At 68.3% G+C, this 24431-nt stretch carries 24 protein-coding genes and 2 pseudogenes; 15 read left to right on the forward strand and 11 right to left on the reverse strand.

Annotated elements, in window-relative coordinates; translation table 11 throughout:
- Positions 1–236: 236 nt before the first annotated feature.
- Positions 237–611 (forward strand): YciI family protein, encoded by a 375-nt coding sequence (locus AD017_RS31765; RefSeq protein ID WP_060577361.1) that lies wholly within the window; start codon positions 237–239, stop codon positions 609–611.
- 699 nt (positions 612–1310) lie between these two features.
- Positions 1311–1775 carry a hypothetical protein gene (locus AD017_RS31770; RefSeq protein WP_060577362.1) on the forward strand — a complete coding sequence of 155 codons (465 nt, stop codon included), beginning with the start codon at positions 1311–1313 and terminating at the stop codon, positions 1773–1775.
- Positions 1776–2000: 225 nt separating this feature from the next.
- On the opposite strand, the gene AD017_RS31775 is transcribed toward AD017_RS31770, so the two are convergent.
- The gene (locus tag AD017_RS31775; protein WP_227013389.1) at positions 2001–3047 is read right to left on the reverse strand and encodes a CPBP family intramembrane glutamic endopeptidase; all 1047 of its coding nucleotides are present in this window, start codon (positions 3045–3047) and stop codon (positions 2001–2003) included.
- A gap of 57 nt (positions 3048–3104) precedes the next feature.
- On the opposite strand from AD017_RS31775, the gene AD017_RS31780 reads away from it, so the two are divergent.
- A complete protein-coding gene (locus AD017_RS31780) occupies positions 3105–3890 on the forward strand; it encodes a MerR family transcriptional regulator (RefSeq protein WP_082538444.1) in 786 nt (261 codons plus the stop codon).
- A 230-nt stretch (positions 3891–4120) separates the two neighbouring features.
- Here AD017_RS31780 and AD017_RS31785 read toward each other — a convergent pair whose 3' ends face one another.
- Both AD017_RS31785 and AD017_RS36845 read right to left on the reverse strand, forming a co-directional pair.
- Positions 4121–4411, reverse strand: coding sequence for an Lrp/AsnC ligand binding domain-containing protein (locus AD017_RS31785; protein WP_145984160.1), 291 nt, complete (start codon positions 4409–4411; stop codon positions 4121–4123).
- Positions 4412–4440: 29 nt separating this feature from the next.
- A complete protein-coding gene (locus AD017_RS36845) occupies positions 4441–4662 on the reverse strand; it encodes an AsnC family transcriptional regulator (RefSeq protein ID WP_227012930.1) in 222 nt (73 codons plus the stop codon).
- Positions 4663–4772: 110 nt separating this feature from the next.
- Between AD017_RS36845 and AD017_RS34050 the strand changes: the two genes are divergently transcribed.
- Complete coding sequence (locus AD017_RS34050; protein WP_255358512.1) at positions 4773–5465, forward strand: transposase; 693 nt, start codon at positions 4773–4775, stop codon at positions 5463–5465.
- Here the strand turns inward: AD017_RS34050 and AD017_RS31795 are convergent.
- A complete protein-coding gene (locus AD017_RS31795) occupies positions 5402–6505 on the reverse strand; it encodes a serine hydrolase (protein ID WP_060633843.1) in 1104 nt (367 codons plus the stop codon). The two genes, AD017_RS34050 and AD017_RS31795, sit on opposite strands and share 64 nt — an antisense overlap.
- Positions 6506–6690: 185 nt before the next feature.
- The gene (locus AD017_RS31800; protein WP_060577366.1) at positions 6691–7809 is read right to left on the reverse strand and encodes a DUF418 domain-containing protein; all 1119 of its coding nucleotides are present in this window, start codon (positions 7807–7809) and stop codon (positions 6691–6693) included.
- Positions 7810–8115: 306 nt separating this feature from the next.
- Between AD017_RS31800 and AD017_RS31805 the strand changes: the two genes are divergently transcribed.
- From AD017_RS31805 to AD017_RS34065, 7 genes and pseudogenes are all read left to right on the forward strand, one after another.
- Positions 8116–8823 (forward strand): MerR family transcriptional regulator, encoded by a 708-nt coding sequence (locus AD017_RS31805; protein WP_060577367.1) that lies wholly within the window; start codon positions 8116–8118, stop codon positions 8821–8823.
- Positions 8824–9423: 600 nt separating this feature from the next.
- Positions 9424–9710 (forward strand): annotated as a pseudogene (locus AD017_RS36850) (MmgE/PrpD family protein); the annotation flags it as partial.
- A 15-nt stretch (positions 9711–9725) separates the two neighbouring features.
- Positions 9726–10154 (forward strand): annotated as a pseudogene (locus tag AD017_RS35700) (hypothetical protein); the annotation flags it as partial.
- Positions 10155–10196: 42 nt separating this feature from the next.
- Positions 10197–10766: a GNAT family N-acetyltransferase gene (locus tag AD017_RS35705; protein ID WP_060577496.1), complete on the forward strand. Its 570-nt coding sequence runs from the start codon at positions 10197–10199 to the stop codon at positions 10764–10766.
- A 2662-nt stretch (positions 10767–13428) separates the two neighbouring features.
- A complete protein-coding gene (locus AD017_RS31830) occupies positions 13429–13764 on the forward strand; it encodes a PASTA domain-containing protein (RefSeq protein WP_145984159.1) in 336 nt (111 codons plus the stop codon).
- A gap of 460 nt (positions 13765–14224) precedes the next feature.
- Positions 14225–14497: a GlsB/YeaQ/YmgE family stress response membrane protein gene (locus tag AD017_RS31835; protein ID WP_060577372.1), complete on the forward strand. Its 273-nt coding sequence runs from the start codon at positions 14225–14227 to the stop codon at positions 14495–14497.
- A gap of 17 nt (positions 14498–14514) precedes the next feature.
- The gene (locus AD017_RS34065) at positions 14515–14880 is read left to right on the forward strand and encodes a DUF3040 domain-containing protein (RefSeq protein ID WP_168172328.1); all 366 of its coding nucleotides are present in this window, start codon (positions 14515–14517) and stop codon (positions 14878–14880) included.
- Positions 14881–15531: 651 nt separating this feature from the next.
- Here AD017_RS34065 and AD017_RS31845 read toward each other — a convergent pair.
- Positions 15532–16572, reverse strand: a complete 1041-nt coding sequence (locus AD017_RS31845) for a helix-turn-helix transcriptional regulator (protein ID WP_082538550.1) — start codon at positions 16570–16572, stop codon at positions 15532–15534.
- 298 nt (positions 16573–16870) lie between these two features.
- On the opposite strand from AD017_RS31845, the gene AD017_RS37650 reads away from it, so the two are divergent.
- Complete coding sequence (locus AD017_RS37650) at positions 16871–17422, forward strand: hypothetical protein (RefSeq protein ID WP_369821711.1); 552 nt, start codon at positions 16871–16873, stop codon at positions 17420–17422.
- A gap of 2 nt (positions 17423–17424) precedes the next feature.
- On the forward strand, positions 17425–18021 hold the full coding sequence (locus tag AD017_RS31850) for a hypothetical protein (protein ID WP_060577375.1): 597 nt from the start codon (positions 17425–17427) through the stop codon (positions 18019–18021).
- Between the two features lie 389 nt (positions 18022–18410).
- Here the strand turns inward: AD017_RS31850 and AD017_RS31855 are convergent, their stop codons facing one another.
- Positions 18411–18698 (reverse strand): DUF1540 domain-containing protein, encoded by a 288-nt coding sequence (locus AD017_RS31855; RefSeq protein ID WP_029239296.1) that lies wholly within the window; start codon positions 18696–18698, stop codon positions 18411–18413.
- Positions 18699–19509: 811 nt separating this feature from the next.
- Positions 19510–20043: a helix-turn-helix domain-containing protein gene (locus tag AD017_RS31860; RefSeq protein ID WP_060577376.1), complete on the reverse strand. Its 534-nt coding sequence runs from the start codon at positions 20041–20043 to the stop codon at positions 19510–19512.
- 183 nt (positions 20044–20226) lie between these two features.
- On the opposite strand from AD017_RS31860, the gene AD017_RS31865 reads away from it, so the two are divergent.
- Together AD017_RS31865 and AD017_RS34070 are read left to right on the forward strand one after the other, a co-directional pair.
- Complete coding sequence (locus tag AD017_RS31865; RefSeq protein WP_227012927.1) at positions 20227–21126, forward strand: CPBP family intramembrane glutamic endopeptidase; 900 nt, start codon at positions 20227–20229, stop codon at positions 21124–21126.
- A 46-nt stretch (positions 21127–21172) separates the two neighbouring features.
- A protein-coding gene (locus tag AD017_RS34070) for an IS5 family transposase (protein WP_145984158.1) occupies positions 21173–22070 on the forward strand; the annotation gives its coding sequence in 2 pieces (ribosomal slippage) (positions 21173–21523 and positions 21525–22070; 897 coding nt in all).
- Here AD017_RS34070 and AD017_RS31875 read toward each other — a convergent pair.
- The 3 genes from AD017_RS31875 to AD017_RS35710 all read right to left on the reverse strand — a co-directional run bounded on the left by AD017_RS31875 (position 22067) and on the right by AD017_RS35710 (position 24150).
- Positions 22067–23158, reverse strand: coding sequence for an IS630 family transposase (locus tag AD017_RS31875; RefSeq protein ID WP_060575005.1), 1092 nt, complete (start codon positions 23156–23158; stop codon positions 22067–22069). The genes AD017_RS34070 and AD017_RS31875 overlap by 4 nt on opposite strands.
- Before the next feature lie 225 nt (positions 23159–23383).
- Entirely contained in the window at positions 23384–23893 is a 510-nt protein-coding gene (locus AD017_RS31880) for an ester cyclase (RefSeq protein ID WP_060577379.1), read from the reverse strand.
- Positions 23894–24000: 107 nt separating this feature from the next.
- The gene (locus AD017_RS35710) at positions 24001–24150 is read right to left on the reverse strand and encodes a hypothetical protein (RefSeq protein ID WP_168172327.1); all 150 of its coding nucleotides are present in this window, start codon (positions 24148–24150) and stop codon (positions 24001–24003) included.
- Positions 24151–24431: the final 281 nt, after the last annotated feature.

The raw sequence follows: 24431 nt of genomic DNA on the forward strand, positions 1-24431 counted from the left end.
GGATGATCGCCATCGTGTCCGGCCCACCCGAGTGGCTCTGAGGAGCGGCTCTGAGGAGCGGCCAGCCGGTCGCGGCCGAGGAGGGGGCGGCCGCGACCGGTGTGGGGACGCCCTCGTCAGCCAGGAGGGGCGATCGCTTCGCAGCGCCGCCCCGCGTGGCCGGGGCTGCTGTCGTCGCCAGTAGCAGTCACCAACGTCAGTCACCAACGTCAGTCGCCAAGAGAGCGAGCAGTGTCATGACTCAGTACTTCCTCACCATCCCGCACAACACAGCCGAGGAGCCGACGATGGAGTCGATGCAGGAGTTCGACGCCGCCGAGATGGAGGCGATGATGGCCGCCGTCGACCGCTTCAACGCCGACTTGAACGCGGCGCAGGCGTTCGTGACCGCAGGTGGGTTGCAGCCCCCATCGACTGCGACCACCGTCGACGCGACCGGTGCGGAGCCCAAGCGCACGCGCGGGCCGTTCGTGGACGCGGCCGAGTACGTCGGCGGGTTCTGGATCATCGAGGCACCGGATGAGGAAAAGGCGCTGAGATGGGCCGAGCAGATCTCCACCGCGCTTGGCTCCCGCATCGAGGTCCGTGCGCTCCAGGACAACCCCGAGTAGCCCAAAGGACCACGCCCGCAACCGTATCCACATCGTCGACGGCATCTCCCCGTCGACCGCTACTCGTCGTACCGATTGCCGTCGGAGCAGTGCTGGAATCTCCGGGTGACTCGGCTTCATAGACGCGCCCGCACTGCTCGCCGCCCCGCCGAGATCGTCCGCGACAGGCTGTCGCAACGGTGACCGACACAGCAGTGGACGACACAAGCGACGCAGCGGTAAAGGACGTGGCGGCCCGGGGACCGCCCTCGACCAAAGGCCGTTGGTGTCGAACGGCGTTCACCGGCGGGCAGAACGGCACCGGGCCAGGTGCCTCCCGGCGGTCGGGTCGGCATGGGTCTGGTCGCTGGTACGGACTGGTGCTCTACCACCCCGGCATGGACCAGGACACCACCGGGACCGACGAGCGGACCGGGTGTGGGAGGCGTCCGTGTTCTACCCGTGGTCTGAATCGACCGCTCTGGCACTGTTGACGATCATCAGTCCCCCGGTGCTCTGTGCGGCAGTGCTGTTGGTGGCATCCGGTGCTCTGCATTTGCTGCTGGTGCTGCCGCGTTCGCGGCGTTGGCGCTGGGTGTCGTGATGCTGCGCAGGGTGCCGGACCGACGATCGGTTCCCTTCCGCCTTCAGCGTCGACGCCGACGCCGACGGGGAGCGGTACCGTCGGGGGCGCTGGTGCACCGAGCCTCATGGTCTCGCGTGATCGCCTGGGCGGCGGTACACCTCGCAGCCGCGGCGATCGGCGTCGTGCTCATCGCCCACTCCACGCAAGAACATGTGCTCGCGCACGAGGCACCGGGTGCGATATCGGGGCTGGCTCTTGTCGGTGCCGTCACCACGCTCACCTTCACCGCCCTCGCGCTGGTCCTCTGCCTACGACTCGTGCTCGGTCTCCACGGGATCGCGACGACGTCGACATGCTTGTTCGTGGGGACGGCTTTCGGAACGGTGGTCATCGACAGAGCCCACGTCGGTGGAATCGTGGAGAGCTGGCCGAGTGTGTGTTTCGAAGTCCTGCACACCTCGGATCTCACCGATGTCGCGTCCGGAGTGGCCGCGCGGATACATCGGCTTCTGCGTCGAACGACGATGCGGGTGTCGGTGTTCGAGCTACCGGTGAACACCGCCGCGGTCGTGGACGGGCTCCAGCGCAACTCGACCTGAGCGAGCTGGTCGTCCCGACGCCGAGACCTCACTACCCCGGGGAAGTCTCCGGTCGGGCAGGGCCGCCACCGAGCTGCACGGCATAGGCACGCGGGATCTCGTCGCAGTTCCACACCAACGTCGACCTGCTCTTTTCCGGTGCCTCCTCCTGGAACGTCACGCTGTGCCGCTTCCGGCCAGCACACGACGGGCGTGGGGCTGATGCCGGGCCGAGTCCCAGCGTCCTCACGGCGTGGTCGAACGAACCGGCGTGGTCGTGGGGCCGTGTTGACGGGTGGATACGAAGACCGCGGCCGTCGTGGCGACTGTGGGCACGGCGAGAAGCAGCAGCACCGGGTCACCCGTACCGCCGAGCAGATCGGTGTGCAGCACCAGCGCGAAGGTGAAGCTGATGGTGTTGTTCAGAGCATGGAGGACCACAGCCGTCTCGAGCCCGCCCGTACGCCAGGTGATGAGCGCCGCGCCGACACCGAGGGTCAGGTAGTGGATGTTCAGCCACGGGTTGCCCTGGAAGTGGATCGCGGCGAACAACGCCGCCGACACCACCACCCCAACGACCAACGCGGTGCGCGGGTCCCGGTTCCAGCTGCTCGCGACACGCAGGACTAGACCGCGGAACCCGAATTCCTCCCCCGCTGCCTGCAGCGGGGTCAGCAGCAGGGTGACGGCGAGGAGGCCGACCAGATCCACGGCGCTGAACTGCGCGGGCTCGATCGGGGTCACGAGCGAGACGACGGCAATGCAGAGAACCGACAGCGGGCCGGCGAACAGAAGCGCCCGTCCGAACTCGTCGAACCGGAACCGGCAGACGACCGAGATCAGGGACCGCCCCCGCACCCCGTAGAGCCAGCGCTGCACGAGCATGCTCCACGGGATGAGCAACGCGACCGAGGCCGCGCCGGCGGCCTGAAACAGGACCGTGACGTCGTCACCGCCGAGAGTCGGGTTGACCCGCCCCATCGACAGGTCGATCCGGGCCGCCAGCCAGGTGATCACCGATCCGAACCCGAACAGCCCGACGACCACCAGCACGATGGCGGCGACGCCGCGTCCCACCCGCCGACGGTCGTGGGCCAGGGCCCGGTGGTACGGGGCATCGCCCGCGCGGTCAGTGCCGGTCTCTGCGGGATTGACCGCACACGATGCAGCGGTGTTACCTACCATGCTGCTCTCCACTCCTCCGGTGTCGGTGACGCGAACATCTTCGCCGCGACCGAGTGCACACCTTGACGTGGCGTCACACTCAAGACCTGGCGGCCGCGAGGTGATCACCGGCGCGGCCGGCGGAGAGACGGGACACAGGAAGCGCGGAGCGGCAGGAGGGCCCGGATGGCGTGGAGTACCAGGGAACTCGCCGAGCTGGCGGGTACGACCGCGCGCACGGTCCGCCACTATCACCAGATCGGGCTGTTGCCCGAGCCGGAACGCCGCAGCAACGGCTACAAGCAGTACGGCGTGGCCCACCTGATCCGTCTGCTGCGGATCAAGCGGCTCGCCGAGCTCGGTGTCGGTCTGCACACCATCGCGAAGCTGGGCGATGACGCACATCCTGTGGAGGCGTTGCGAGCCCTGGACGCAGAGCTCGTCGACCAGATGGACCGGTTGAGCAGCGCACGCGCCGAGGTCACGACGATGCTGGAGCAACAGCTCGCCACGGATCTGCCGACGGAGTTCGCAGTGACCGCGGCCGTGCCGATGTCCGACGCAGACCGGCTTCTGACATCGGTTCTCGGTAGGCTGCTCGACCGCGACGAACGTCGGGTCTACGCGGACCTGGTCGCGTCGGATATGCGCAGTCGTGTCGACGACGATTTCGAATGCCTTGCGGCCGACGCCGGAGAAGTTGCCCGGCACGACCTCGCCGTGCGCATGGCCACGCACCTGGAGACGCTGCGTGCGCATCACCCTGGGGTCTTCGAGCTGGGTTCGTCCGATCCCCGAGGCTTCAACCGCACCGTGGAGCAGGTCTCGCAGGAGATCTACAACCCGGCACAACTCGACGTGCTGCGCCGGATGACGGCACTGTTCTGGATGGGCAAGGATCACACAACACCATCCGACGCCGCCCCGGCCAACGCCGCGCCCCCCTCCGACGCCGCGCCGCCTCCGAGGTGACGGGCTGTCGACGAGTGGTCCTGGTGGGTGAGGTCTCATCAATGTGAGCCTCTGATGACGCTGGCCCTCGGAGCCACGATAGGGGCCGCGAAATGCCCGACCCTCGCGAGCGCACTGCCGACGGCTTTTGGGACAGCCTGATCATCACCCTCTGCCCCCCATTTACGTCGCTGCGCGGATCCCTGACCTGGGACCAAGGTGCGGAGATGGCTGAGCATCACGCGTTCAGCTCACCGGCTACCGTCTACGAGAGATCGGCTGGCAAGGCCACCGGGACGGTAGGCCTCGCGAAAGGTTTGCAGGTGGATCCAGTCCCGGGTTCGCCGGACGCCCGGTACCGCCCCTATCGCATCGGCGACCACAGCGAGCTCGGCCAGCGATCCGGCCGAAGTTGTGACCAGGAGATCGTGGCGTCCTGAGACGATCGCGACTAAGTCGACGCGCTCGATACGGGTCAGGCCCTCGGCCGCGGTGGTGGCCTCGCGACAGATTCTGAGCGCGAGCCCCATCGCCATACCCACGGAGTCAGTGCTGCGGCGTAGGACCGCGGTCACCCGGCGACATCGCATTCCAGCATCCGGTTCACCCGGTGGCGCACCATGCCCTCACTTGCGTCGACGTCATCGGCGATGGCGCGAAACGACGCGCGCCCGTCCTGCTGCAACAGGTCCAACAATCGCCGGTCAAGGTCGTCAAGACGTTGCGCAATGGTCGGCGTCCGGGACGAGGCGGACGAGCTCGGGAGGCTGTCGCCGGAGGAGGGCGATGACACGGCAACCCGAAGCCGCGATCCCGAGTTCCGGACCAAGATGGACCGGATCCTCGATCTCTACGACCGCTCCGCCGCCGGCACGATCCCCCGACGGCAGCCGCGTCGTGTGGGTGGACGAGTTCGGGCCGCTGAACCTGCAACCCCGACCTGACCGCGGCTGGTTTCCCAGCGGCCACCCGGCCCGGCTACTGGCGACCTACAACCGCTACGGCGGGGTCCGACGCATGATCGCCGGACTCGACCTGGCCTCTGGCCAGCTGTTCTACCGGCTGAAGGACTGCAAGCGCAGCCAGGAGTTCCTCGCGTTCCTGCGCCAGCTCCGGGTCCGGTTTCCCCGGGGACGGCTCTACGTCGTGTGCGACAACTTCTCCCCGCACCGCAAGGTCACCGTCGCCGACTGGTGCGCCGACCACGACGTCGAGCTGGTGTTCACACCGACCTACGCGTCCTGGCTGAACTGGATCGAATCGGAGTTCACCGCGCTGCGCTACTTCACCCTCGACGGCAGCGACTACCCTCCCACGCCGCCCAGGAGTCCGCGATCGCCGGCTACGTCCGCTGGGCCAACCGACACGCCACCCGGAAACGACACTTCGCGCCCGAGTCCAAGATCCGCAGGCCGGATTACCCACCGAACGTCGCCTGACGAGGCACTAGAGACAGCTACGCACCGGGTATCGCCTGCCACCACTACAGGTCGGTTCCCGGCTGAACTCGTCACGAGCATCTCCATTACCATTCAGGCCGTTCCATCGGCGCCGGCCTGCTCGACGGCAGAATCGATGAGTCGTTGTGCCAGCTGAGGGAACTCCATAGCGTCTTGAAGATTTTCCGCGCTCGACGTCAGCGCCACCAGACCGGTCCCCGACCCGCGATGCAGAGCCCCGAAGGATTGGTACGACATCGTCGCGCCAGCGTGCTGACTGACCGGCCCGTGGCCCTGGTCCAGGTTCCACCAGCCGATGGCCTGCCGGAACGCGGCCGTGCTGCCGTACGGAGCCTTCTCCGGGGCAGAACCCGCCGGCCAGTCGAACTCCGTCTCCTGGGCGAACCGCAGGGCCGCCGTCAGTTCGCCGGCGTCTTGTGCGAGATTGGCTTCGATGAAGGTCAACATGTCGGCCATGGTCGACCGGATACCCCCCTGTGGAAGCATGATGTCCCAATACCAGTTCGGTGACGGCGTGCCGTCGTCGTAGTAGCCTCGAACCAATCGGGAATCCTGGTCTGGCGAGAGTGTGTACGTGGTGTCGACGAGCCCCAGAGGTTCGCAGAGGTGACGCGTCAGCAGCGATTCGAAGGTCTCTCCCGATGCGACTTCGAGGATGTGACCCAGCACCGATAATCCGGTACGCGAATACTCCCAACCGCTACCACGAGGCCGGACGAGTTCCGCGGCCTCCAACTCCTCGTCGAGATGAGCCTTGGTGTAGTCGGCGTAGTACGTGAAACGCGCGGGATCCCCGGTCGACACCGCGTCGCTGATCAGGCGAGCGAGCACCACGCCGTCCCCGGACAGGCCGGACGTATGCGTTGCGAGGTCGAACACCGTGATCTCGCCGACCTCGGGTCTGAGGTGCAGGTCCGGAAAGTAATCGGCGATGGTGTCCGTGAGCGAGAGCACATCATACGATACGAGAACCGAAAGCAGTGCTGTCGTGTAGATCTTCGAGAACGACCCGATCTCGTAGAGCGTCCGCTCGTCCGGGAACCCGACGTGCTGGGCCTCCGGTGAACGGAAAGCGAAGATCGAGCGGCGTCCGTTCCGGGTCAAGCCGATCATGAGTGTCAGATCCTTCCGGTCTCTGACGTACGCCTGGCCCGCTTCCTCGAGTTCGATCTGCACAGCAGCATCATCTTCTCGCCCCATCATTTACCTTTCCTTCCTGGATGATTGCGGCTGCCCGCCACATACAGATCGCTGAGATTAATCCGGTCGTGTCGTCGAACTTTCGCCACTCCTGGCCCGATCCGTGCCGTGGTCCGGGCTGCACGACGTTCGTTCGGTGCACCAGTGAGGCCCGGTCGAGGTCAGCCGGTACGCGCCGGTCGCCCGCCGTAGGTAAGCCGGCGGAGCACCACCTCGGCGGGTCCGCGTCGCCCCGCCCGGTCGAGGGCCGTGGAGATAGCGATCCCGAGCAGCCAGGTCGCGACGCCGAGCAGCGACGCCTGCCAGACCGTCAGCTCGGTGCCCAGACCGAGCGACCAGGCGGGCAGCAGGCCACAGAAGACCACGGACTGGCCCAGGTAGTTCGACAACGACCGACGGCCGGTGGCGAGCAACGGCTGCGGGGCCACACGAGTCGCGAGCAGCCCGAACAGCGCCCCGAACCCGATACCACCCGCGAGCCCGCCGGCCTGATGCAGCACGCCGGCGACCAGCGCGGACCCGGTCGCCGGCTGCCACCATCCCGCGGCCGCGAGCGCGAGCGGCAGCCCGGTCACCGCCGCGACGGCGATCCCGGTGGCGGCGGTCCGGCGCAGGAGCGGACGGTACCGGCCGGGCTCGTCGAGAATGCCGCGGCGGGCCGCGAGCGCACCGAGGGCGACCATCCCGACCGTGGTGAGCACCGAGACGACTGTGCTTCCCAGCCACTCGGCCAGGTGCAGTACGACCGCCAGCGCGGGGTCGGTCGCCGTCATGCTGGGCCAGGCGGGGCCGGAAGACAGGCCCGAGGTGGCCCCGACCGCACCGGTGAGCAGCAGTCCGGCGAGCGCGATCGCTCGCAGGGTGCGCTCGGAGCCGCGCACCAGGATCCCGGCGGACAAGAGCAGCAGCAGACCGTAGGCGCCGACGATGTCCGCGGAGAACAGCAGCACGCCGTGCAGCGCACCGATCGCGATCATCCAGGCCCCGCGGCGACGCAGGATCCCCACGCCACGGCCCGGTTCCCGCCCTCGTGCGGACTGGACGGCGCCGTAGCCGACGAGCATCGCGAACAGCGGGTAGGCCCGCCCGTCGACGAACAGCAGTTGGAACACCGCCACGAGCTGATCGACCGGGCCCAGGTCTGCCGGGTATCCGCGCAGCCCGGCGGAGCCGTAGAGGTAAAGGTGGACGTTCGCCAGCGCGATCATCAGCAGCATCGCGCCGCGGGCGAGGTCGGGCGCGACCGCCCGGGCGGTCGGTGTACCGGCGACGGTGCTCATGCCGTCTTGTCCACGGGGCGCGCCGGCACGCCTGCGCCGTTCGGTGTCTCGGGCATCTCGTCCTCCTCGTCGGACCGTCGCCGCGGTGGCGTCCGGCGGGCGCTCCCCGCCAACGGGCGGGGAGCCACGCGGCGACCGTGGCTGGTGGTCGACCGCGGCCGGAGTGGAAGGTATGCCGTCGGGACAGGGTCAAGGCGCCGGTGACACGATCGGCGGAACCGTGCCCGTGCCCCGGCGGCATGGTCTGTACTGGTTTCGACGCGCACCCGTGGTGGCGCGCCATAGAGACCGAGGGGAGTCGACGACGTGGCGTGGAGCACCCGTGAGCTCGCGGAGCTCGCCGGTACGACGGTGCAGGCGGTACGCCACTACCACCGGGCCGGGGTACTCGACGAGCCCGAACGCGAGCCGAACGGCTACAAGCAGTACCGGACGTCCCACCTCGTCCGGCTCGTGCAGGTCGTGCGCCTGCGCGCGCTCGGGGTCTCGGTCAGGGCGATCCGCGCCGCGGCGCATCCGGAAGAGGAGCTCCATGCGGTCCACGACGAGCTGAGCACGACGATCGAGCGACTGCAACGAGCCCGCGCCGAGCTGGCGGTGATCCTGCAACATCGGGTGCCGCCGGACACCCCGTCGGTGTTCGGAGCGGTGTCCGGTGATCTGGGGCCACGCGGCCGGGCTCTGCTCACCGTGATGTCGCGGGTGTGGGAGGACGAACCACTCGGCGACCTGGGTGCGCTCGCCGCGAAACCCCAGGAGTACGAGGCGGATTTCGAGATGCTCCCGGAAGACGCGGACGAGGCAAGGATCGAGGCACTGGCGCTGCGAGTGGCTATGGCGGTCCGTGAGGACCAAGCGAGGTTCCCATGGTTGCGTGATCCGGGTGCCGTGTCGCCGCGGGGGAAACGCACCGCGGACGCGGTGGTCGCCCAGGCCTTCGCCGAGAACTATCACCCGGCCCAGATCAGGGTTCTGGCCCGGGCGAACGAACTCGCGCAGGCCGAAACCGAGTAGATCGACGCAGCACGGTCAGCGCTCGGCGAGCGCAGTGGTGGCCGTGCGGCCGCCGCGCAACAACTGGGTCATCAACCGGGCCGCGATCGGTGTGCGCTCGCAGCGGGCCGTCAGGGTGCGCGGGCCGCCCGCGCGCGGTAGGGGTCCCGGACCGGGTCCGACAGCACATCCGGCTGCATCCGCTCGACACCCTCGAGGCGGGGATCGCCGGAGCCGTTTCCCCGGAGACCGAACGAGCCCTCGCTGCGGCAGCCCGGGGGCTCGGCTACCCGGCCGGCACCGAGGGCGTCGGAGTGCCTGCCGGTATGGGGAACTGCCTCGTCGCTGCCCGCCCTCGACACGACCCGGGTGAACGGGCATCTCCGCCCACGCCTAGGAGCTCGACGACACCGGTGGACGTGACCATTCCGGCGCCGTGTTCGTGTCGGCCGTCATCGGCCTGCGACCGGCAGCAGCCACTGCCGACGACCTCGTCGATGCCGTGACCGTCGGCTACGAGGTCGCACGCCGCACGCAGACCACGCTCGGCGCTACGACGCCGTCAACGGCCGGGGTTGGCACTCCACCAGGGTCTGCGGCCCGCTCGGCGCCGCAGCCGGCGCCGCAGCGATGCTCGGGCTGGACGCCGATCGGGCCGCCCACGCGCTCGGGCTGGCCGCCGGGTACGCCGGAGGCTCGTGGTCGTTTCTGGGAAGCGAGCGATGAGCAAGAGACTCAACGTCGGACGGGCCGCCGAGCTCGGCCTCGGCGCCGCCCTGCTGGCCGAGCAGGGGTTCACCGGCGCTCCGGACGTCCTCGAAGCCGCCTGGGGTGGCTACGTCGGGCTCTACGGCGGGCCGGGTGCCGACGTCGCGGCGCTGACCGCCGATCTCGGCGAGACCTGGTAGGCCGAGAACGCCGGCATCAAGCCCTACGCCGTCTGCCGCTCCGCACACGCAGCCGTCGACGGCCTGCTCGACCTGATGGCGACCCACCACTGGCGGGCCGACGACTTGCGAACCGTCACGGTCGAGACCAGCGCGTTGATCACAGACATGTGCGGCGGTCGCGACCTCGGCTCGGCGGTTGCTGCGCAGGTGAGCATCCCCTTCGCCCTCGCTGCGGCCGCGCTGACCGGAGGCGTCACCCTCCAGCCTGTGACCACTCTGCGCACGTGCTCCCGGACCCGTGACCTGATGGGGCGGGTCGAGCTACGCACCGATCGATCCCGACACGGCGCTGCCGCGCCGATGGCTGTGCATGTCGGTACGGCGAACCTGGACGTGGCCGTCACCGTGCTCGGTGCGCGTGGTGGACCGCAGCGGCCACTGCCGACCGAAGCGATTCGCGCCAAGTTCGCGGGGCACCAGGTGGCTCCGTACTACGGTGATCCGATGGCCTTTCCGCTGGTGACCGATCGTCTGTCGATCCGACCGTGGACGTCTTCCGACGCCGATGCCGCGTTGCTGACCTATGGGGTCGCCGAGGTCACGGGCTGGCTGACCCCAGAGACCGAGCGGATCACCGATGCGGCCGCGATGCGGTCGGTGTTGGCTGCCTGGGCTGAGGCGCAGGTCAACGCGACCCCTCCGCGGGGCCGATGGGCGATCGAGCACCACGCCCTCGACTCGGTGGTCGGAGGGCTGGCGATCCGAGTGTTGCCTCCCTACTACGAGGACGACCTGGAGGTCGCATTCCAGCTGCGGCCCGATATGTGGGGTCACGGCTACGCCACCGAAGCGACCTCAGCGCTGATCGACTGGGCGTTCACCCACGACGATGTCGACGAGCTCTTCGCAGTGGTGCGTCCGGACAACTCCCCCGCGATCGCCACTGCGCACAGGCTGGGTATGCACTGGGTCGGCGAGACCGACAAGTACTACGACCGCACTCTGCAGGTATACCGGGTACGGCCCGGGGATCTGGCCGTGGACCCGATGGTCGTGCTCCCCGACGAAACCTGAGCAAGGCACAGCTGCGCGACTCGCCAGTGACACCATCGGGCCGCCTCGTGGTTGCCCGGCAGCCATATCGACAAGCAGCTCGACGAGATCAGCGGCCGCCAACGCGCTTCCTTGAGACGTGAACATCCAAGCACCGAGCGCACCGCGGTACACGTTTCGCCGTTAAGCACGCGAATTACGGTGGTGTGCCCGTCGAAGGCTGCGGTCCTCGTCGGTGCTTCCCCTGCGGAGCGAGACAGGCTTCAACCGACACCGGTGAAGCTCCCCCAATGCCGGCAATATCCGGGTCGACCTCATCTCGAGGCTGTGCGCGACGCGCGCCGAGGCAAACGACCCCGGCTCGCGGAAGGCGACGCGCGCTCCGGCCATGACCCTGATCGGACGAGGCACTGGCCGTGTCGCCTGAGTACGACTCAACGCCTCCGCGACGCCAATCGATGATGCGGCCCAGCGTGCCGAAAACGACGAACTGGCTGGCGACATCGACGCATCGACATCGACTTGTTCTGCTGGGCAGCGCTCAACCGGTGCTGCCGCGCAGCGGCCCCGTGGCCGACACGCAGGACCGGACTCACTGCCAGGTCATCAGCCGGACCCGCTGCGTTGGCACCTGAGACACCCGCGGAGCCCGCGACCACGCTCCTGCGGAGCGGAAGGCCTAAGAGCGGGTTTGAGAAGATCGGAGGACGGGGCGAAAGTGCGCTTCTGCTGTCCGCCGGCGGTTCGCCTCGGGCAAGTCGACGGGTGACGGTGTTGATCACGGCCAGCGGATCACGGCCTCGGATGTGGTGGGACGGCGTCCATAGTCGCGAGCCAGGCGACGCTGCGTGGTCAGTCAGGCCGCGGTCCGTTCGATGAGCAGCAGTCCGAGGGTGTCCGGTGACGATAAAGCATTCTCCGGCCGCTGATCTTCTGGCGTCGTAGCCACGCGAGTCCTGGCCGATGGTGTCGGCACCACGCACACTCTAGGAATCGATGATCCCTGCACTCGGCTCCGGACAGCCGCCCTCGCCAGCGCACAGCTGGTCGGGAACGGCCGGCAGGATGTTCTCAGCGACTCGCTGCCGCTGCCACCGGCCGACGGGGACCGGTACACCATCCGCCACAGCGGAAACTCCGCAGGCAACGCCTGCCACGCGCACCTGGTCACCCGAAGTAGCGGCTCGATCAACTCCCATAGTCCATCACTGGCGTCCAAGGAGTACGACCGCCTGCGTTGAGTGACCGGCCCCGGTGGGCCAGCCTAGATGCGACCTCGCGCTGACAGAAACGAGACACGGTGGCGGGCCCGTCACGGGCGACGCGGACACGCCGACCTCGAGTGGACCGGTCGGCTGGGGGGCGCCTAGTGTTGTCGGAGCCCGCCTTCCGAGTGGTGTCGCTCCGGGCACCACCGGAAGCGGGTCCATAACGCGGCCTCGGTCCCAGTTGGTCACGTGTCCAGGCCTACGAGCTCAACGTCGACTGCAACGGAGCCGGAACCTGCCGAGGATGACGGTACCGGCACTCCTGCATCGAACGTCGACTCGATCGCATAGAACCATCCGGCGCAGACTCTCGGGCCCAGTCTCAGCACAGTCGAGCACGAGAGGCTGCTCGGGTAGCTGAACCGTCGACAGGGGCCGGTGGGTGCCTTCGCTGGTCGCCCTCGTACAGGCCCTCGTATGCAGCGGTGGTTCGGCCGGCCCCAACCCAGAAGGCCTGTAGTGGGGTTCACCCAGCCCTCAACACGCGCACGCCGTCCGGCCACCGTCTGCGCCGCGGCCCCGGGACGACCCGCTGAGCTGTGCGGCACGCCGGTCGGGGATGTATACCGGGACAGCGGTACCGGTGGAACCTACGCGCTGCCATCCACCGATGGCGTCGGCCGCCGACCAGACACATCTGTCATCGCTCTGCCGTGACCCCCGACTGCTGAACCGACTCGGGCGCCGACACCTCAGAGGTCGACCCCCTGCGACGCGACCCGGTGATGGAGCGCCTCGTCCGGAGGGCAGACCAGTCATCGTGTACCACTGTCCCGGCGGCCATTAGCGGCAGCGCAAGCAACGCCGCCACCGTCCAGACGACGTCGTGAGTGCCGTCGAGCCACCCGAGCAGCGTCACTGCGCCGACCACGGCTGCAACCATCCCGGCCGTAGCCAGAGCCCCTGCAGTACCCGTCCCATCGGTCGTCGCAGGCGGTCGAACATGTCTACTCCCCTCGGAACGTCTCCCTCTCGGTCGGCGGACCCGAGCCGGCACGCACAGGACCCTGCCGCCGGAAGCCCGCGGTGTGGCCGCGCACTTCTGCAACCCCAACTATATCTACATTCCCCAGTGTAGCTTTCTGGAATCCGGGAGTCCGGTAGACATGAGTCGAGATCCAGCGGACTCTGCGTGCGCCCCCTCTCGCCACCGCCGGCGCACGACTGGCCGTCGCGGCAACGGTCACCGGGAGCAGAGCCCATAAGATCGCTCAGCCAAGACAGGCACATCATCGGCGAGCAAGGATCTCGTCTCTCGCCCACCAGGTTCGGGATGAGTCGGCCCACCTCCTGGATCCGCCAGAAGTGCCAGCCTCGGCGACGGCCGGATTCGGCACGCCGGTGCAGGATGCATGACCATTCGTCGGAACCGCCGGTGTTATAGGCCGAACTAGCGACCGCTAGCCTGATACGGCATGGACCGCAGTACACGATCGGTGGTGCAGGTTCCCGAGCTACTGGAGCTGAGCGTCGACGAGGCCCACGATGTAGCCCTGGATGCTGGCCTGCTCGCCGTGGACCACAGCGACTCGGGGCCCACGACGACGACCGCGGATCGAGCCTCTGCTCCCCCGCAACGCGTGTACTGCCAGGAGCTACCCGCCGGAGCCATGGTGCCCACCGGCACCAGGATCGGAATCTGGGCTCGTCGCCCTGACGATCCCGGCCCTGACGACGACAGCGGCGGTGGCGGTGGCCCCGATCTCGTCCCGACCGGGCCAGAACCGCAGCTCGGCGGCGGAACGAAGTAGCCCAGCAGCGACAAGTTCGCCTGTTGACTCCGCGGAGTGCGAGGTCCTCGGCTGAGGACCATCAGTCACCGAGAGCTGCCCTTGGTGACGAGCAAGGGCGAAGCACCTGGTTCCGGCCATGCGCCGAGTCCAGTAGGCACCCGCGCCGAAGGTGGCTGCCGTTGCGCGCCGCGACGACACCGACGCCGCGCCCTCCGACACGTTCGCCAGCAAGCGAGCCGGCTCGGCCAGTGACGCCCTGGCCGACGCCGTACCCCCGTGCAGGCGGGAGCAGCCAAGCCCGCCAGCTGTCACGTCACGTCACGTCACGTCCGCGAGGATCGACCCGCCACAGAGACGCTGTTGTCCGATTTACACGATTTTACCGATTCCGCCTCGGCGCTTGCTACGGCACACTCGACCCACCATGGGACTTCGACCACGCGCCCCGTAGGGCGCAGCACCCACAAGGGGGCACGTCATGGGCATCTTGGGTTGGGTTGTGCTGGGACTCGTCGTCGGCGTCCTCGCCAGCACGATCATGCCGGAACGAACGACACTCAGCATCACCGTCACGACTCTGATCGGAGTCGTCGGCGCCGTGGTCGGCGGCTACGTCGGCTGGCTCATCTTCAACACCGGACTCAACACGTTCTTCGACCTGAGCACATGGATCCTGGGCTTGGTCGGTGCGCTGGTCCTGCTCAGCATCTGGCGGCTGGTAGCCGGACGCCGGGTCAAAGCGCGCGCCTGACCGAGAGCAGGGCAACCATGGTGACACCCCAGCCCCCGTCTCAGCCGGATCCCGAACCACGCCCGCGCTCGGTACCGCTCAACCACTCCGAGGAACGGAGCCTGTCCGCGCTCGAACGCGAGCTGCGCCGCTCGGATCCAGATCTGGACACGACGATGGCGGCCCTGACCGCTGCGACCGCGGGGCGCAGCCCTCGCGCGCCGGACGTCACGAACCGGGTGCTCCAGGCGATCGCGATCGGTGTGATCGTGATCGTGATCGTCCCCTGGCCATGGCTCGCCGTGGCGCTCTGGTGCGCCCTGGTGCTGAGCGTCCCGTTCGCGATGGCCTGCGCCTGGCACAACGCCATGGCCGCCGAGAACGACACCAGACGAAACCCCTAACCGCCGAGCCGCATACCTCCGACCAGCTGTGGCGACGCCACCTCAGCCACGCCCTTGCCATCAACAGACCGCGGAGAACAACGCCCGCGGCGGCAGCTCCGGAGTAGCCATCGGCCACGACGTGGACACGGTCGGACCCCAGCCACCGACTCGCATCCGCACAACCCCCAGCCGAACCCACAGACCACCGCCACGAAGGTCCGACCGAGCCGGACCGGCAACGTTGTGCACCAGGCCGGGCCCGGCGGTTCGTAGCGGCGAGTCGAATCCCGTGTGGCAGGTCGGCGATCGGCTCATCCGTGACCGCCCACCTCACGTTGCGACTGTGAGGATGAACCGGTGCCGCCTCGGGGCATGGTCTGACCCCGCGTTACGACTGGCCACTGGTGCCTTGAGTGTGGTCTGTCGATCCCGGCTCGGGATGGCGCATAGGAGGTTCTGCTACCCCGTCGGAGCCATCCATGTTCGGGCGCGGCCAAACATCCCGGTGACCAGCACACCGGGAGAACTGACGCTAGGCCCCGGCCGAGCGCCGGCCGCTCGTCGGGCCCTACCGACAACCCCGACACGGCCGAACAACCCACGGGCCCGGACTGTCACCTTGTCGGACCGCACCCGTACACGGCACCGACCAACCAGGGCGCGCCCGGGCTACTCGGCGAACCAGCCTGAGGGTGCGAGCGCCGCCCCGGCAGCCAACCGGGGCGCGTACTGGTCATAGAACACCTTCGCGATCAGCTCGCGGCGGCTACGTACCCCGGACTTTGTGAAGATCGACTTGAGATGGTCCTGCACTGTATAGCCCGACAGATGCAGGGTGTGGGTCATCTCGGCGGTGTCGACACCCCGCAAGACGAGGGCCAGCACCGCCTGTTCCCGGGAGGTCAGACCGAACGCAGCAACGACCAGCGGCACGATCTCCGGCGGACGGGCCTCCTCCAGCGTGATCACCACATCGGTCCCGATACCGGCACAGGACAACAGCGGCGATGCGTGCGCCACCATCCAGCGGCCGCTGCGGTCACGCATCCGCATCCTCGGCGGCACCGGGTAACGACCGAGCGTGAACTGGCGGGCGGCGGCGACCAACGTGCGCAGCCCGAACGGCAACCGCCCGCGGCCGATCGGTGCCCCACCCAACTCCGCCATCCCCTCCACGGCACCGATACTGGCCTGGACGATCTCCCCAGCGGCATCGACCACGAGCACCACAGGTCCGTCCCGCGCGGGCAGCAGCTCCACCGCCGAGGACACCAGCATCCCTGCACGCAGCCCGACAGCGAGCGTGGCGCGTACGCCGCTGAGGTACTCCTGCTCAGCCGGGGTGAACGCCGAGCACCGACCGTCGCGGAACAGCGCCAGGTACCCCCAGGTCGTGCCGCCTGCCCGCAGCTCGATCCGCACCTCGTCGCTGATGTCACCCCAGTGCCGCTGGTAGAGGTCGGTGAAGCGTTCGGACCGTGCGAGGTCTCCGCCGGTCTCCGTGAGGGCGGTCGAGACCCCACCCGGCCGGTCGGCCAGGGTCTGGAAGTTGAACCGGTCAGGGCCCTCGTACTCGTGGAAGATCCAGTCCTCGTCGTGATCGTCACCGATCCCGTCCGACTTCATCCCACCGGTGATTAACCGGCTCGCCGGGTCGACAGGAGCCCAACAGGCCGCCGAGAACGGCACTGCGCGGGTCAGCGCCTCCATGACGGCCGTGCTGAACACGCCCACGTCGAGGCCGGTGGTGGCCAATGCCTCGATCTGGGCGCGCGCCCGCTCCGCGGTGCCCTCCACCCGACCAGTGTCAGCCAAGAAGTACCCCGGCGGTATCCCATGAATCTGGGATATCCGCCGCCCAGCTTCCGGGGGTGGGCAGGGCGTCACCGCGGGCTGACCGTGGCGCTCATGACGCGCACCCTCACCCCCGCAATCCGAACAGAGTTAACCGCCCGCTCAGATCCTCAGCGTCGCCGGGCGAGGCCCGGTCGACGAGCACGGCCTACCGATGCACGAGGACGACGTCATCGCTCAAGTGGCACTCGCGACCTCCCACCTAGAGACCGTCCTCGCCCACGCGGGCATGCGCCTTCGCGACGTGCTGCGACTGACGGTCTACGCCGTAGAGGTCGACGCGCCCCTCCGGGCCGGAGCCGCGTCCGCGAAAGGCTGGCCGCAACCGGGGCGCCCCCGCCCACGACGCTCGTGTCACTCGCCTCGCCGTTCCCGGTGTGGCTGTCGCGGTCGATGTGACCGCCGGGCGTTGACCGGCAGCCACCCGATGATAAGAGGGGTCACGACGGCCAGGGCCGAAATCAACGCAGCCCGCCGTCGTGGGCGCCGTTCCAGGAGCCCGGCTGTGCGAGCTCGTCACCACACCAGCTGGCGATGGCCCCTTCGGTTCCCATCACTCGGTGAGCCCAGCGGGCTCGACGACCACCGCAATCGCGCAGCCACGGCCGTCGCTCGGCCCGTCATAGAAGCCGCTCACACCACAGTGAGTCAACCTCAGCCCAGATCCGGGCCTACCGGCGCGAACATCCACAACCTGACGGAGTAGTCATGGACAACAGCGCGACGTCCCACAACCAACCAGCCCGTGTCGCCGGGATCGTCGGCATCGTCGGGGGCCTGTTCGGCGCGTTCTTCGCAGCATACGAACTCGTGACGCTGCCCTACGAGGTAAGCATCGTGGCGAACACCCGAAGCGCCCTGACCGAGCTGGCGGCGCTCGTCGGCCTCGCCGGGATGGCCATGCTGGGTGCCGCCGGTCCCGCCTGGTGGGGCCGCGCCGGGATCGGAGCTGCGATGCTGGGCTTGCTCCTGCTGATATGCGGCGAGTTCGTCGAGCCGTTCGACGCCGCATCAGGCGAGGCGTTCTTCACGATCGCCCCGGTGGTGATCGGCTCCGGCATGCTGGCGACGGGCGTGGCGGTCCTACGCACGCACCGCTGGTCGGGCTGGCGGCGATTCATCCCGGTCTCGGTCGGGGCCTTCGTCTTCGTGGTCTACCTACCGGTGGCGATCGCATTCCCGACTGACACGGGGCTCTGGTCGGTCCTGGGATTGTGGAACCTGATCCTCGCCACCCTTGGGCTTGCCGTGCTGACCGAGGCAACCGCTCCGCGCGACTCGCGCACCCGGGCCCGTACGGACTGACCAGACGCCTGCTCGTCGAGACCGATCCAAGGGCACTTTCACCGCCCACCCAGCCCGTCCGGGGACTCACGACGTGCTCGCCAACTGACCTCGACGACCTCGACGAAACCCGCCAACCGAGACGGCAATTCGGGGCACCCAGGTGACCTATTCGAGGTCACCTGATCAAGCCAGCGATGCTTCTCCAAGGACAAAAGCTGGCGCTCGCTGACCCCGAGCTCCGCGGCCACATCACCGACCGGAACCTCACCCATGACCAGCCTGTCGGTCGTAGCACACAGCTAGTCACCGAGCAGCAAAGAATCAACACTTGATGCAATACCCCGCAGCGAGTTGTTCACCCCATGCGAGTCGACGAAGCGTGGCGAGGTGCGTGCGGAGGAGCTGACCTACCTGGCCTCGTAGGTCAGGCAGTCGGCGGCGTCGGCGCCCTGGCCGATGTTCACCGACGAGGCGGTGCACTCGAGCTTCTCGTTGTAGCGGCAGTCCGAGCGGTGGCACGCGCCGACGAGGCCGTTGCCGTTGCCGCCGCGGAACGAGATCTCGACGAAGGTGCCGCAGTGGGCGTGGTCGCCGGAGATCGTGATCGCTCCCGCGCCGCAGTGCGAGTCGGAGTTGTAGGAACAGCTGGTCGCGGAACACTGCTGCACCTGGGGCATGTCCTGAGCGGTGGTCATGGGGCGCAGCGTGGCGGTGTCGCCTGCGGCGCACCAGCCAACGCAGGCTCGCCTGACCCGCGGTGCGGTAGACCTCACAAGCCGCCCGAGCAGGGCGAACACCGACAGACACTGACACTACTGTGACGTGCATCACAGGATCGATAACTGGTCGTGCGATCCACCCAGCTCAAGAGAGGACGGTCGCATCAGGCTGGGATCTCCGACCGCGCTGCGGCATCTAAAGATCGCGGTGGCTCATCTGCCCGGCTTGCCGATATAGGCCGGCGTGGCAGACGTTGCGCCGAGGTGGCCGCGCCCCCGCCCCGCGGGGGAAGGACAGGGACGCGGCCGATGGACCGCCGCCGAGCGGACCCATCACATCGGCAACGACGGCGGGGACACCGAGGTTCCGGTCACGCAGGTAGTTGGCAGAAGCTCTCGAGGCCGTAGGTGCATCCGCTCTCCCCGATGCCGTGCTGCGTCGTCGCAAGCCCGTTGATCTACGACGGGGTGGGCGCCGTCCGGTAGACGCTGGTCGACGCGGTAGCGACACCTACCACGTGAGCAGACCGGTGCCCGTCCGGCAGGAACGTTGGCTGGACTCTGTGAGCGGTGGGTCGGGACGGGCCACACCCGCGGGTCTGCAGAGCACTCCGGCGCATCGCGCACGAACTGTCGACGGCCACCAGCGGAGTCGGGCCGTCAGGCGGCCGCCGCCAGCCTCGGCGCCGCAGACCAGGTCAGCGATAGCCGTCCGGCGAGTGGCCTCCCTGCTCGTCGACCGCCGCGCCCTGCCGGCTGTCGGCTCACTTCGGCTGGGAGGACCCGATCACTCGTTGTCCCACAGCAGGACCGTCGACAGAGCGACCCTGCGCTTCCCGGGAGCGTCCCTGCGGTACTGCGCGATCAGCTCGTCGAACCCACGTTGCAGCGGCGCAAGGTCGTCCTCGTCGAGATAAATATGGCCAGTCCCGAATCCGAGGAACTCGCGCCGATCGGCATCGGTAGAGCTGAGCAGGCGGTCGAAGATCTCGCCGAGGCTGCCAAGGAACGTGAGAAAGGCGACCCGCAGCTGTGCGTCGGCCATGGCGCTGAGTTCCTCCCGGCCAACGTGCGACATCCGCTCGCCGAGCCCGTAGGTGCGCTCGACAGTGCCGCGTATCGGACGCTGCCCCACCACGGCCAAGAAGCCCCCCTCCACCAGCACCGCGATCTGTCGATACAGCGTCGCCTGAGCGACGTCGGGCAAGAGCTCCTTCAGCTGTGCGGTGGTGAGCTCGCGGCCGCTGACCGCCTGGACGACCCGCAGCCGGACCGGATGCAACACGACCTCTGCCACGCCGGACTCGCTGGACACTCCCATCCCCCCTTGTTAGCATCCGGCCACGTTCTCATAGTGAGAATATAACCGGCTAGCGAAGGAATCTGCCATGACTGCGATAGTGCACGGCCAGACGACGGCGGCCAGGCGATGACCGGCTCCCCTCCCGCTGTGCGCCGAGACGCGCATACGACCGGAAACCCCGAGGCACGCACCGGCGACATCGTGACGTTCACCGTCGGCGCCATCGGGCTCGCGTGGCTCATCGCCATCCCCCTCTGGTTCGACGGCGGACTCGCATCACCAAAGTTCACGGTGACCGCAGTAGCCGTGATGACCACGCCGACCCTGGCCGTGCTGCTCGTCTGGCTCGTGCACTACCGTGACGTCGGCGTCCGGGAATGGGTGCGCCGCACCGGCCTGTCCGCCACACCGCACACGGGCCGCACCATCGCGCTCGCGCTCGGAGCATGGGGGGCGACAGCGCTACTCGTTGCCCTCGCAGGCGCTGCGAGCGTGGCCCTCGGCGCACTACGCCTTGACCTCTCCGGACTGTCCCTCTTTCGTGAGCAGCTCGGTAGCGCCGGGGCAGAGATGTCCGATTCGCAGGCCGCAGCAGCGGTGACGACGCAGGTGTTGCTCGCCGTCGTGGTCGCACCGTTGATCAACATCGTGCCCGTTCTCGGCGAGGAATGGGGATGGCGCGGGTGGCTACTGCCTCGCCTCCTGCAGCGAGGCCTGTGGCCCGCGCTTCTGTGGTCCGGCCTGATCTGGGGTGTCTGGCACGCACCGCTGACCCTGCTGGGCTACAACTACCCCGAGCTCGGCGCCGGAGCAGCAGCCCTGTTCGTAGGGGCGTGCCTCCTACTCGGCGTACTGGTGGGATGGCTGCGGCTGTACTCGGGCAGTGTGTGGCCACCAGTCCTGGCACACGCGACGCTGAACGCAACGGCCGGCCTGATCGTCCTACTCGGCGACGCCGCCGCACCGCCGAACCTCGCCATCGTCGGCATCACCGGCCTTGTCGGATGGGTACTACTCGCCGCGGTCGGCCTCGCCCTGTTCCGGATCCGCCCCATGAACACCGGCGCGATCCCGACGAAGAAGACCACCGCCTCGATCTAGGGCGTGCCTCCCAAACGGTTTGGTCTGGGTGCGTGATGCTTGATCGGTGTCGCGCACCGCTGTCCTGACTGACGCCCAGTGGGCCCGTCTGGCTCCGCTTCTGCCCTCGTCGGACGGGCGGCGAGGGCGCCCCTTCCGCGACTCGCGCCGGGTCGTGGAAGGGATCATCTACCGCTATCGGTGCGGGCTTGCCTGGCGTGATGTCCCGGCCGGATTTGGGCCGTGGCAGACGTTGTGGAAACGGCACCGCCGCTATGCCGGAGACGGCACCTGGGACCACGTTCTCGCAGCTCTGCTGGCTGATGCGGACTCGACCGGGATCGTGGACTGGGCGGTCAGCATCGACTCCACAATCGTTCGGGCCCACCAGCACGCCGCCACCCTCAAACGCGACACAGGGGGCAGGATCGAACTACACGAATCTGCGCGTCGAGCCGCCCGATCACGCCTTGGGTCGGTCCCGCGGCGGGCTGCCGAGCAAGATCCACCAGCTCGTCGACGGACACGGCCGGCCCCTTGTGGTCCTGCTCGGACCGGGCCAGGGCGGGGACTCGCCGATGTTCCCGCACCTGATGGCGCACCTGAGCGTCGCCCGACCGGGTCTGGGGCGTCCCCGAACCCGACCTGATCGGCTGCGCGCGGACAAGGCCTACTCCTCACGCGCGATCCGCCGGCATCTGCGCGCGCGGCGGATCATCGCGGTCATCCCCGAGCCCGCTGACCAGCAAGGACACCGGCGTCGGCGTGGTTCGCGCGGTGGCCGCCCACCCGCGTTCGACCGTGGCGACTACCGCAACCGCAATGTCGTCGAGCGCGGCTTCTGCCACGTCAAACAGTGGCGGGGACTCGCCACCAGATACGACAAGCTCGCCCTGACCTTCCGCCGCGGGGCCGTGCTGAAGGGGATCGTCACCTGGCTCCGCGCTTTAGGAGACACACTCTAGTGTCCTGAGTCAGGGATTCGCTTCAGATATCGGGTGAGTCGTTCGAGAATCTCGTCCGCGGTCTTGGTCCACGCGAAGGGCTTGGGGTTGTTGTTCCAGCCGGCGATCCAGTCGCGGATGTCGGCTTCGAGGGCGGGGACCGAGGTGTGCACGCCGCGGCGGATCTTCTTGGTGGTCAGCTCGGCGAACCAACGCTCGACCAGGTTGAGCCACGACGATCCGGTCGGGGTGAAATGCAGGTGGAACCTCGGGTGAGCCACCAGCCAGGTCTTGATAGCCGGGGTCTTGTGGGTGGCGTAGTTGTCCAGCACCAGGTGCACGTCCAGCTCGGCGGGGACCTCGCGGTCGAGCCTGGTCAAGAACGTGCGGAACTCGCTCGCGCGATGGCGGCGATGCAGCGACCCGATCACCTTCCCGGTCGTGACCTCGAGCGCGGCGAACAACGTCGTGGTTCCTGCCCGCACGTAGTCGTGGGTCAGTCGCTGCGGGATGCCGGGCATCATCGGCAGCACTGGTTGGGACCGGTTCAAGGCCTGGATCTGGGATTTCTCGTCCACGCAGAACACCAGCGCCCGCTCGGGCGGGTCAAGGTAGAGACCGACGACGTCGTGGAGTTTCTCGATGAAGTACGGATCGGTGGACAGCTTGAACGTCTCGGCTCGGTGCGGGGCCAACCCGAAGGTGCGCCAGATCCGCGAGATCGTCGATTGGGACAACCCCGAATGCTCGGCCATCCCGCGGGTCGACCAGTGCGTCGCATCAGCCGGTTTGGACTCCAACGTCGTGGTGATCACCTCGGCGACCTGAGCGTCGGTGACCGTGCGCGGACCGCCCGGACGGGGCAGGTCCCCCAGCCCGGCGATCCGGTGAGCAACGAACCGGGCACGCCACCGGCCCACCGTGTGCGCAGCCGACCCCGTCTGCGCCGCGACTTCCTTGTTCGTCGCGCCCGAAGCGCACGCCAGGATGATCCGACACCGCAGCGCCCACGCCTGCGGAGTCGACCCGCGGCGAATCCATTCCTCCAACGCTGACCGCTCATCGTCGGACAGGATCAGCTCGGCCTTGGGTCGTCCGGTCCGTGCCACCAGACCACCTTACAAATATGTCGCGAACTCGCGACTCATGACACTAGTTGCGGTGCCGGCGGAGCACGAAGTTCGGGGCGACCGAGCCCGTCGACGGCGGGCCGACCGGTGATGCCTGAGCTGTTCGGAGTCGTTGCCTCGGAGCGGCCCGTGCAGTGAGGGGGTGAGAGTCGTCGCCTGCGTGGTCACGAAGTCCGTGTTGTAGGACGTGCGATGGGAGATGCATCACGGTCGTTCCGACCGGCTCCGGTGCACGCCGGTCTGGCGCAGCAGCCCCATCAGGTCGTAGCTGGCGTAGAGGTGGCAGGCTCGTCCCCCGCGGAAGTCGAAGACCTCGAGCCCCGTGAACTCGAACGGCAGCCCGGTCCCCGGAATCCCCGGCGGCGTGAGCGTGCCGGAGAAGTGGCCGGCTCCGCGCCAGCTGAACGCGGCGCGCGCGGAGTCGGGGGCGAGCAGCGGGGGCCCGGTGCGCTCCCAGGTCAGGTCCGGGTAGGCGGTAAGCACGTACCGCATGTAGTCAGCAGCCGACCCGGGGCCGGTGATCTCCCAGCCAGAGTTCCGGGTGGTCGGGGTCTCCAGCCGGAAGTCGTCGGTGACGAGTGGCCGGACCCGTTCCGGGTCATGGCTGTTCCAGGCGTCGACCCAGCTCTGATACCAGAGCAAGGCACGGTCTGGGTCCAGCGGCCCAGCATCCATGACGGGGGCGTCGTCGGCGGAGGGCGAGTTGTTCGACATGACGTCCTTTCATACAATCTAACGACCGTCTGATTTTAAGCTAGCATAATATTGACTCACCGGAGCCGGTGGGTCGGCGTCTCATCGACAGGACCGAGCGATGCTGTTCAGCCCGAGCCGTGCTCGAGGAACGGCGCGGGAGCGACCGGAGCCGTCCTTGCCGAGGCGAGAGCCGCTACGACGTGGTAGGAGCCGTACGGCAGGTCGACCAGGATGCCGGCCAGAAGCCGACGGCCGGAGACCTCGGCGGCGGCCACGGCCGCCCCTCGGGCTCGCGGAAGCCCGCCGAGGACCCGGGCACGGAGTCCCCCGATGACATCCGCCCTGGATCTATACGCCAGTGGCGCCACCGGGCACCCGAGGGCGTGTGATGGTGGTCGATCACACCAATCTGCGGATGCCCCAGGACATCGGCCCGAGGTGGGGCTCCGGTGGCGAGGTGGGCCTCCTCACCATGTCGCTGTTTCACATGGGCAGCCTGGCCTCGACATTGTGCGGGAACCGTACTGGCGCGGCAGGAATCGGTGCATCCGTTGGC

The organism is Pseudonocardia sp. EC080619-01, from assembly GCF_001420995.1.
In the GTDB taxonomy this organism is placed as follows: Bacteria; Actinomycetota; Actinomycetes; order Mycobacteriales; family Pseudonocardiaceae; genus Pseudonocardia.

What these genes read in the sequence shown, in the direction of transcription:
- AD017_RS35705 (WP_060577496.1), top strand. Translation starts at nt 10,197, where the DNA reads ATGGCCTTTCCGCTGGTGACCGATCGTCTGTCGATCCGACCGTGGACG.
- AD017_RS31845 (WP_082538550.1), bottom strand. Translation starts at nt 16,572, where the DNA reads ATGGAGGCGCTGACCCGCGCAGTGCCGTTCTCGGCGGCCTGTTGGGCT.
- AD017_RS31830 (WP_145984159.1), top strand. Translation starts at nt 13,429, where the DNA reads ATGGACCGCAGTACACGATCGGTGGTGCAGGTTCCCGAGCTACTGGAG.
- AD017_RS31880 (WP_060577379.1), bottom strand. Translation starts at nt 23,893, where the DNA reads ATGTCGAACAACTCGCCCTCCGCCGACGACGCCCCCGTCATGGATGCT.
- AD017_RS34065 (WP_168172328.1), top strand. Translation starts at nt 14,515, where the DNA reads ATGGTGACACCCCAGCCCCCGTCTCAGCCGGATCCCGAACCACGCCCG.
- AD017_RS31765 (WP_060577361.1), top strand. Translation starts at nt 237, where the DNA reads ATGACTCAGTACTTCCTCACCATCCCGCACAACACAGCCGAGGAGCCG.
- AD017_RS31850 (WP_060577375.1), top strand. Translation starts at nt 17,425, where the DNA reads ATGGACAACAGCGCGACGTCCCACAACCAACCAGCCCGTGTCGCCGGG.
- AD017_RS31855 (WP_029239296.1), bottom strand. Translation starts at nt 18,698, where the DNA reads ATGACCACCGCTCAGGACATGCCCCAGGTGCAGCAGTGTTCCGCGACC.
- AD017_RS31860 (WP_060577376.1), bottom strand. Translation starts at nt 20,043, where the DNA reads ATGGGAGTGTCCAGCGAGTCCGGCGTGGCAGAGGTCGTGTTGCATCCG.
- AD017_RS31780 (WP_082538444.1), top strand. Translation starts at nt 3,105, where the DNA reads ATGGCGTGGAGTACCAGGGAACTCGCCGAGCTGGCGGGTACGACCGCG.
- AD017_RS31835 (WP_060577372.1), top strand. Translation starts at nt 14,225, where the DNA reads ATGGGCATCTTGGGTTGGGTTGTGCTGGGACTCGTCGTCGGCGTCCTC.
- AD017_RS31800 (WP_060577366.1), bottom strand. Translation starts at nt 7,809, where the DNA reads ATGAGCACCGTCGCCGGTACACCGACCGCCCGGGCGGTCGCGCCCGAC.
- AD017_RS37650 (WP_369821711.1), top strand. Translation starts at nt 16,871, where the DNA reads ATGCACGAGGACGACGTCATCGCTCAAGTGGCACTCGCGACCTCCCAC.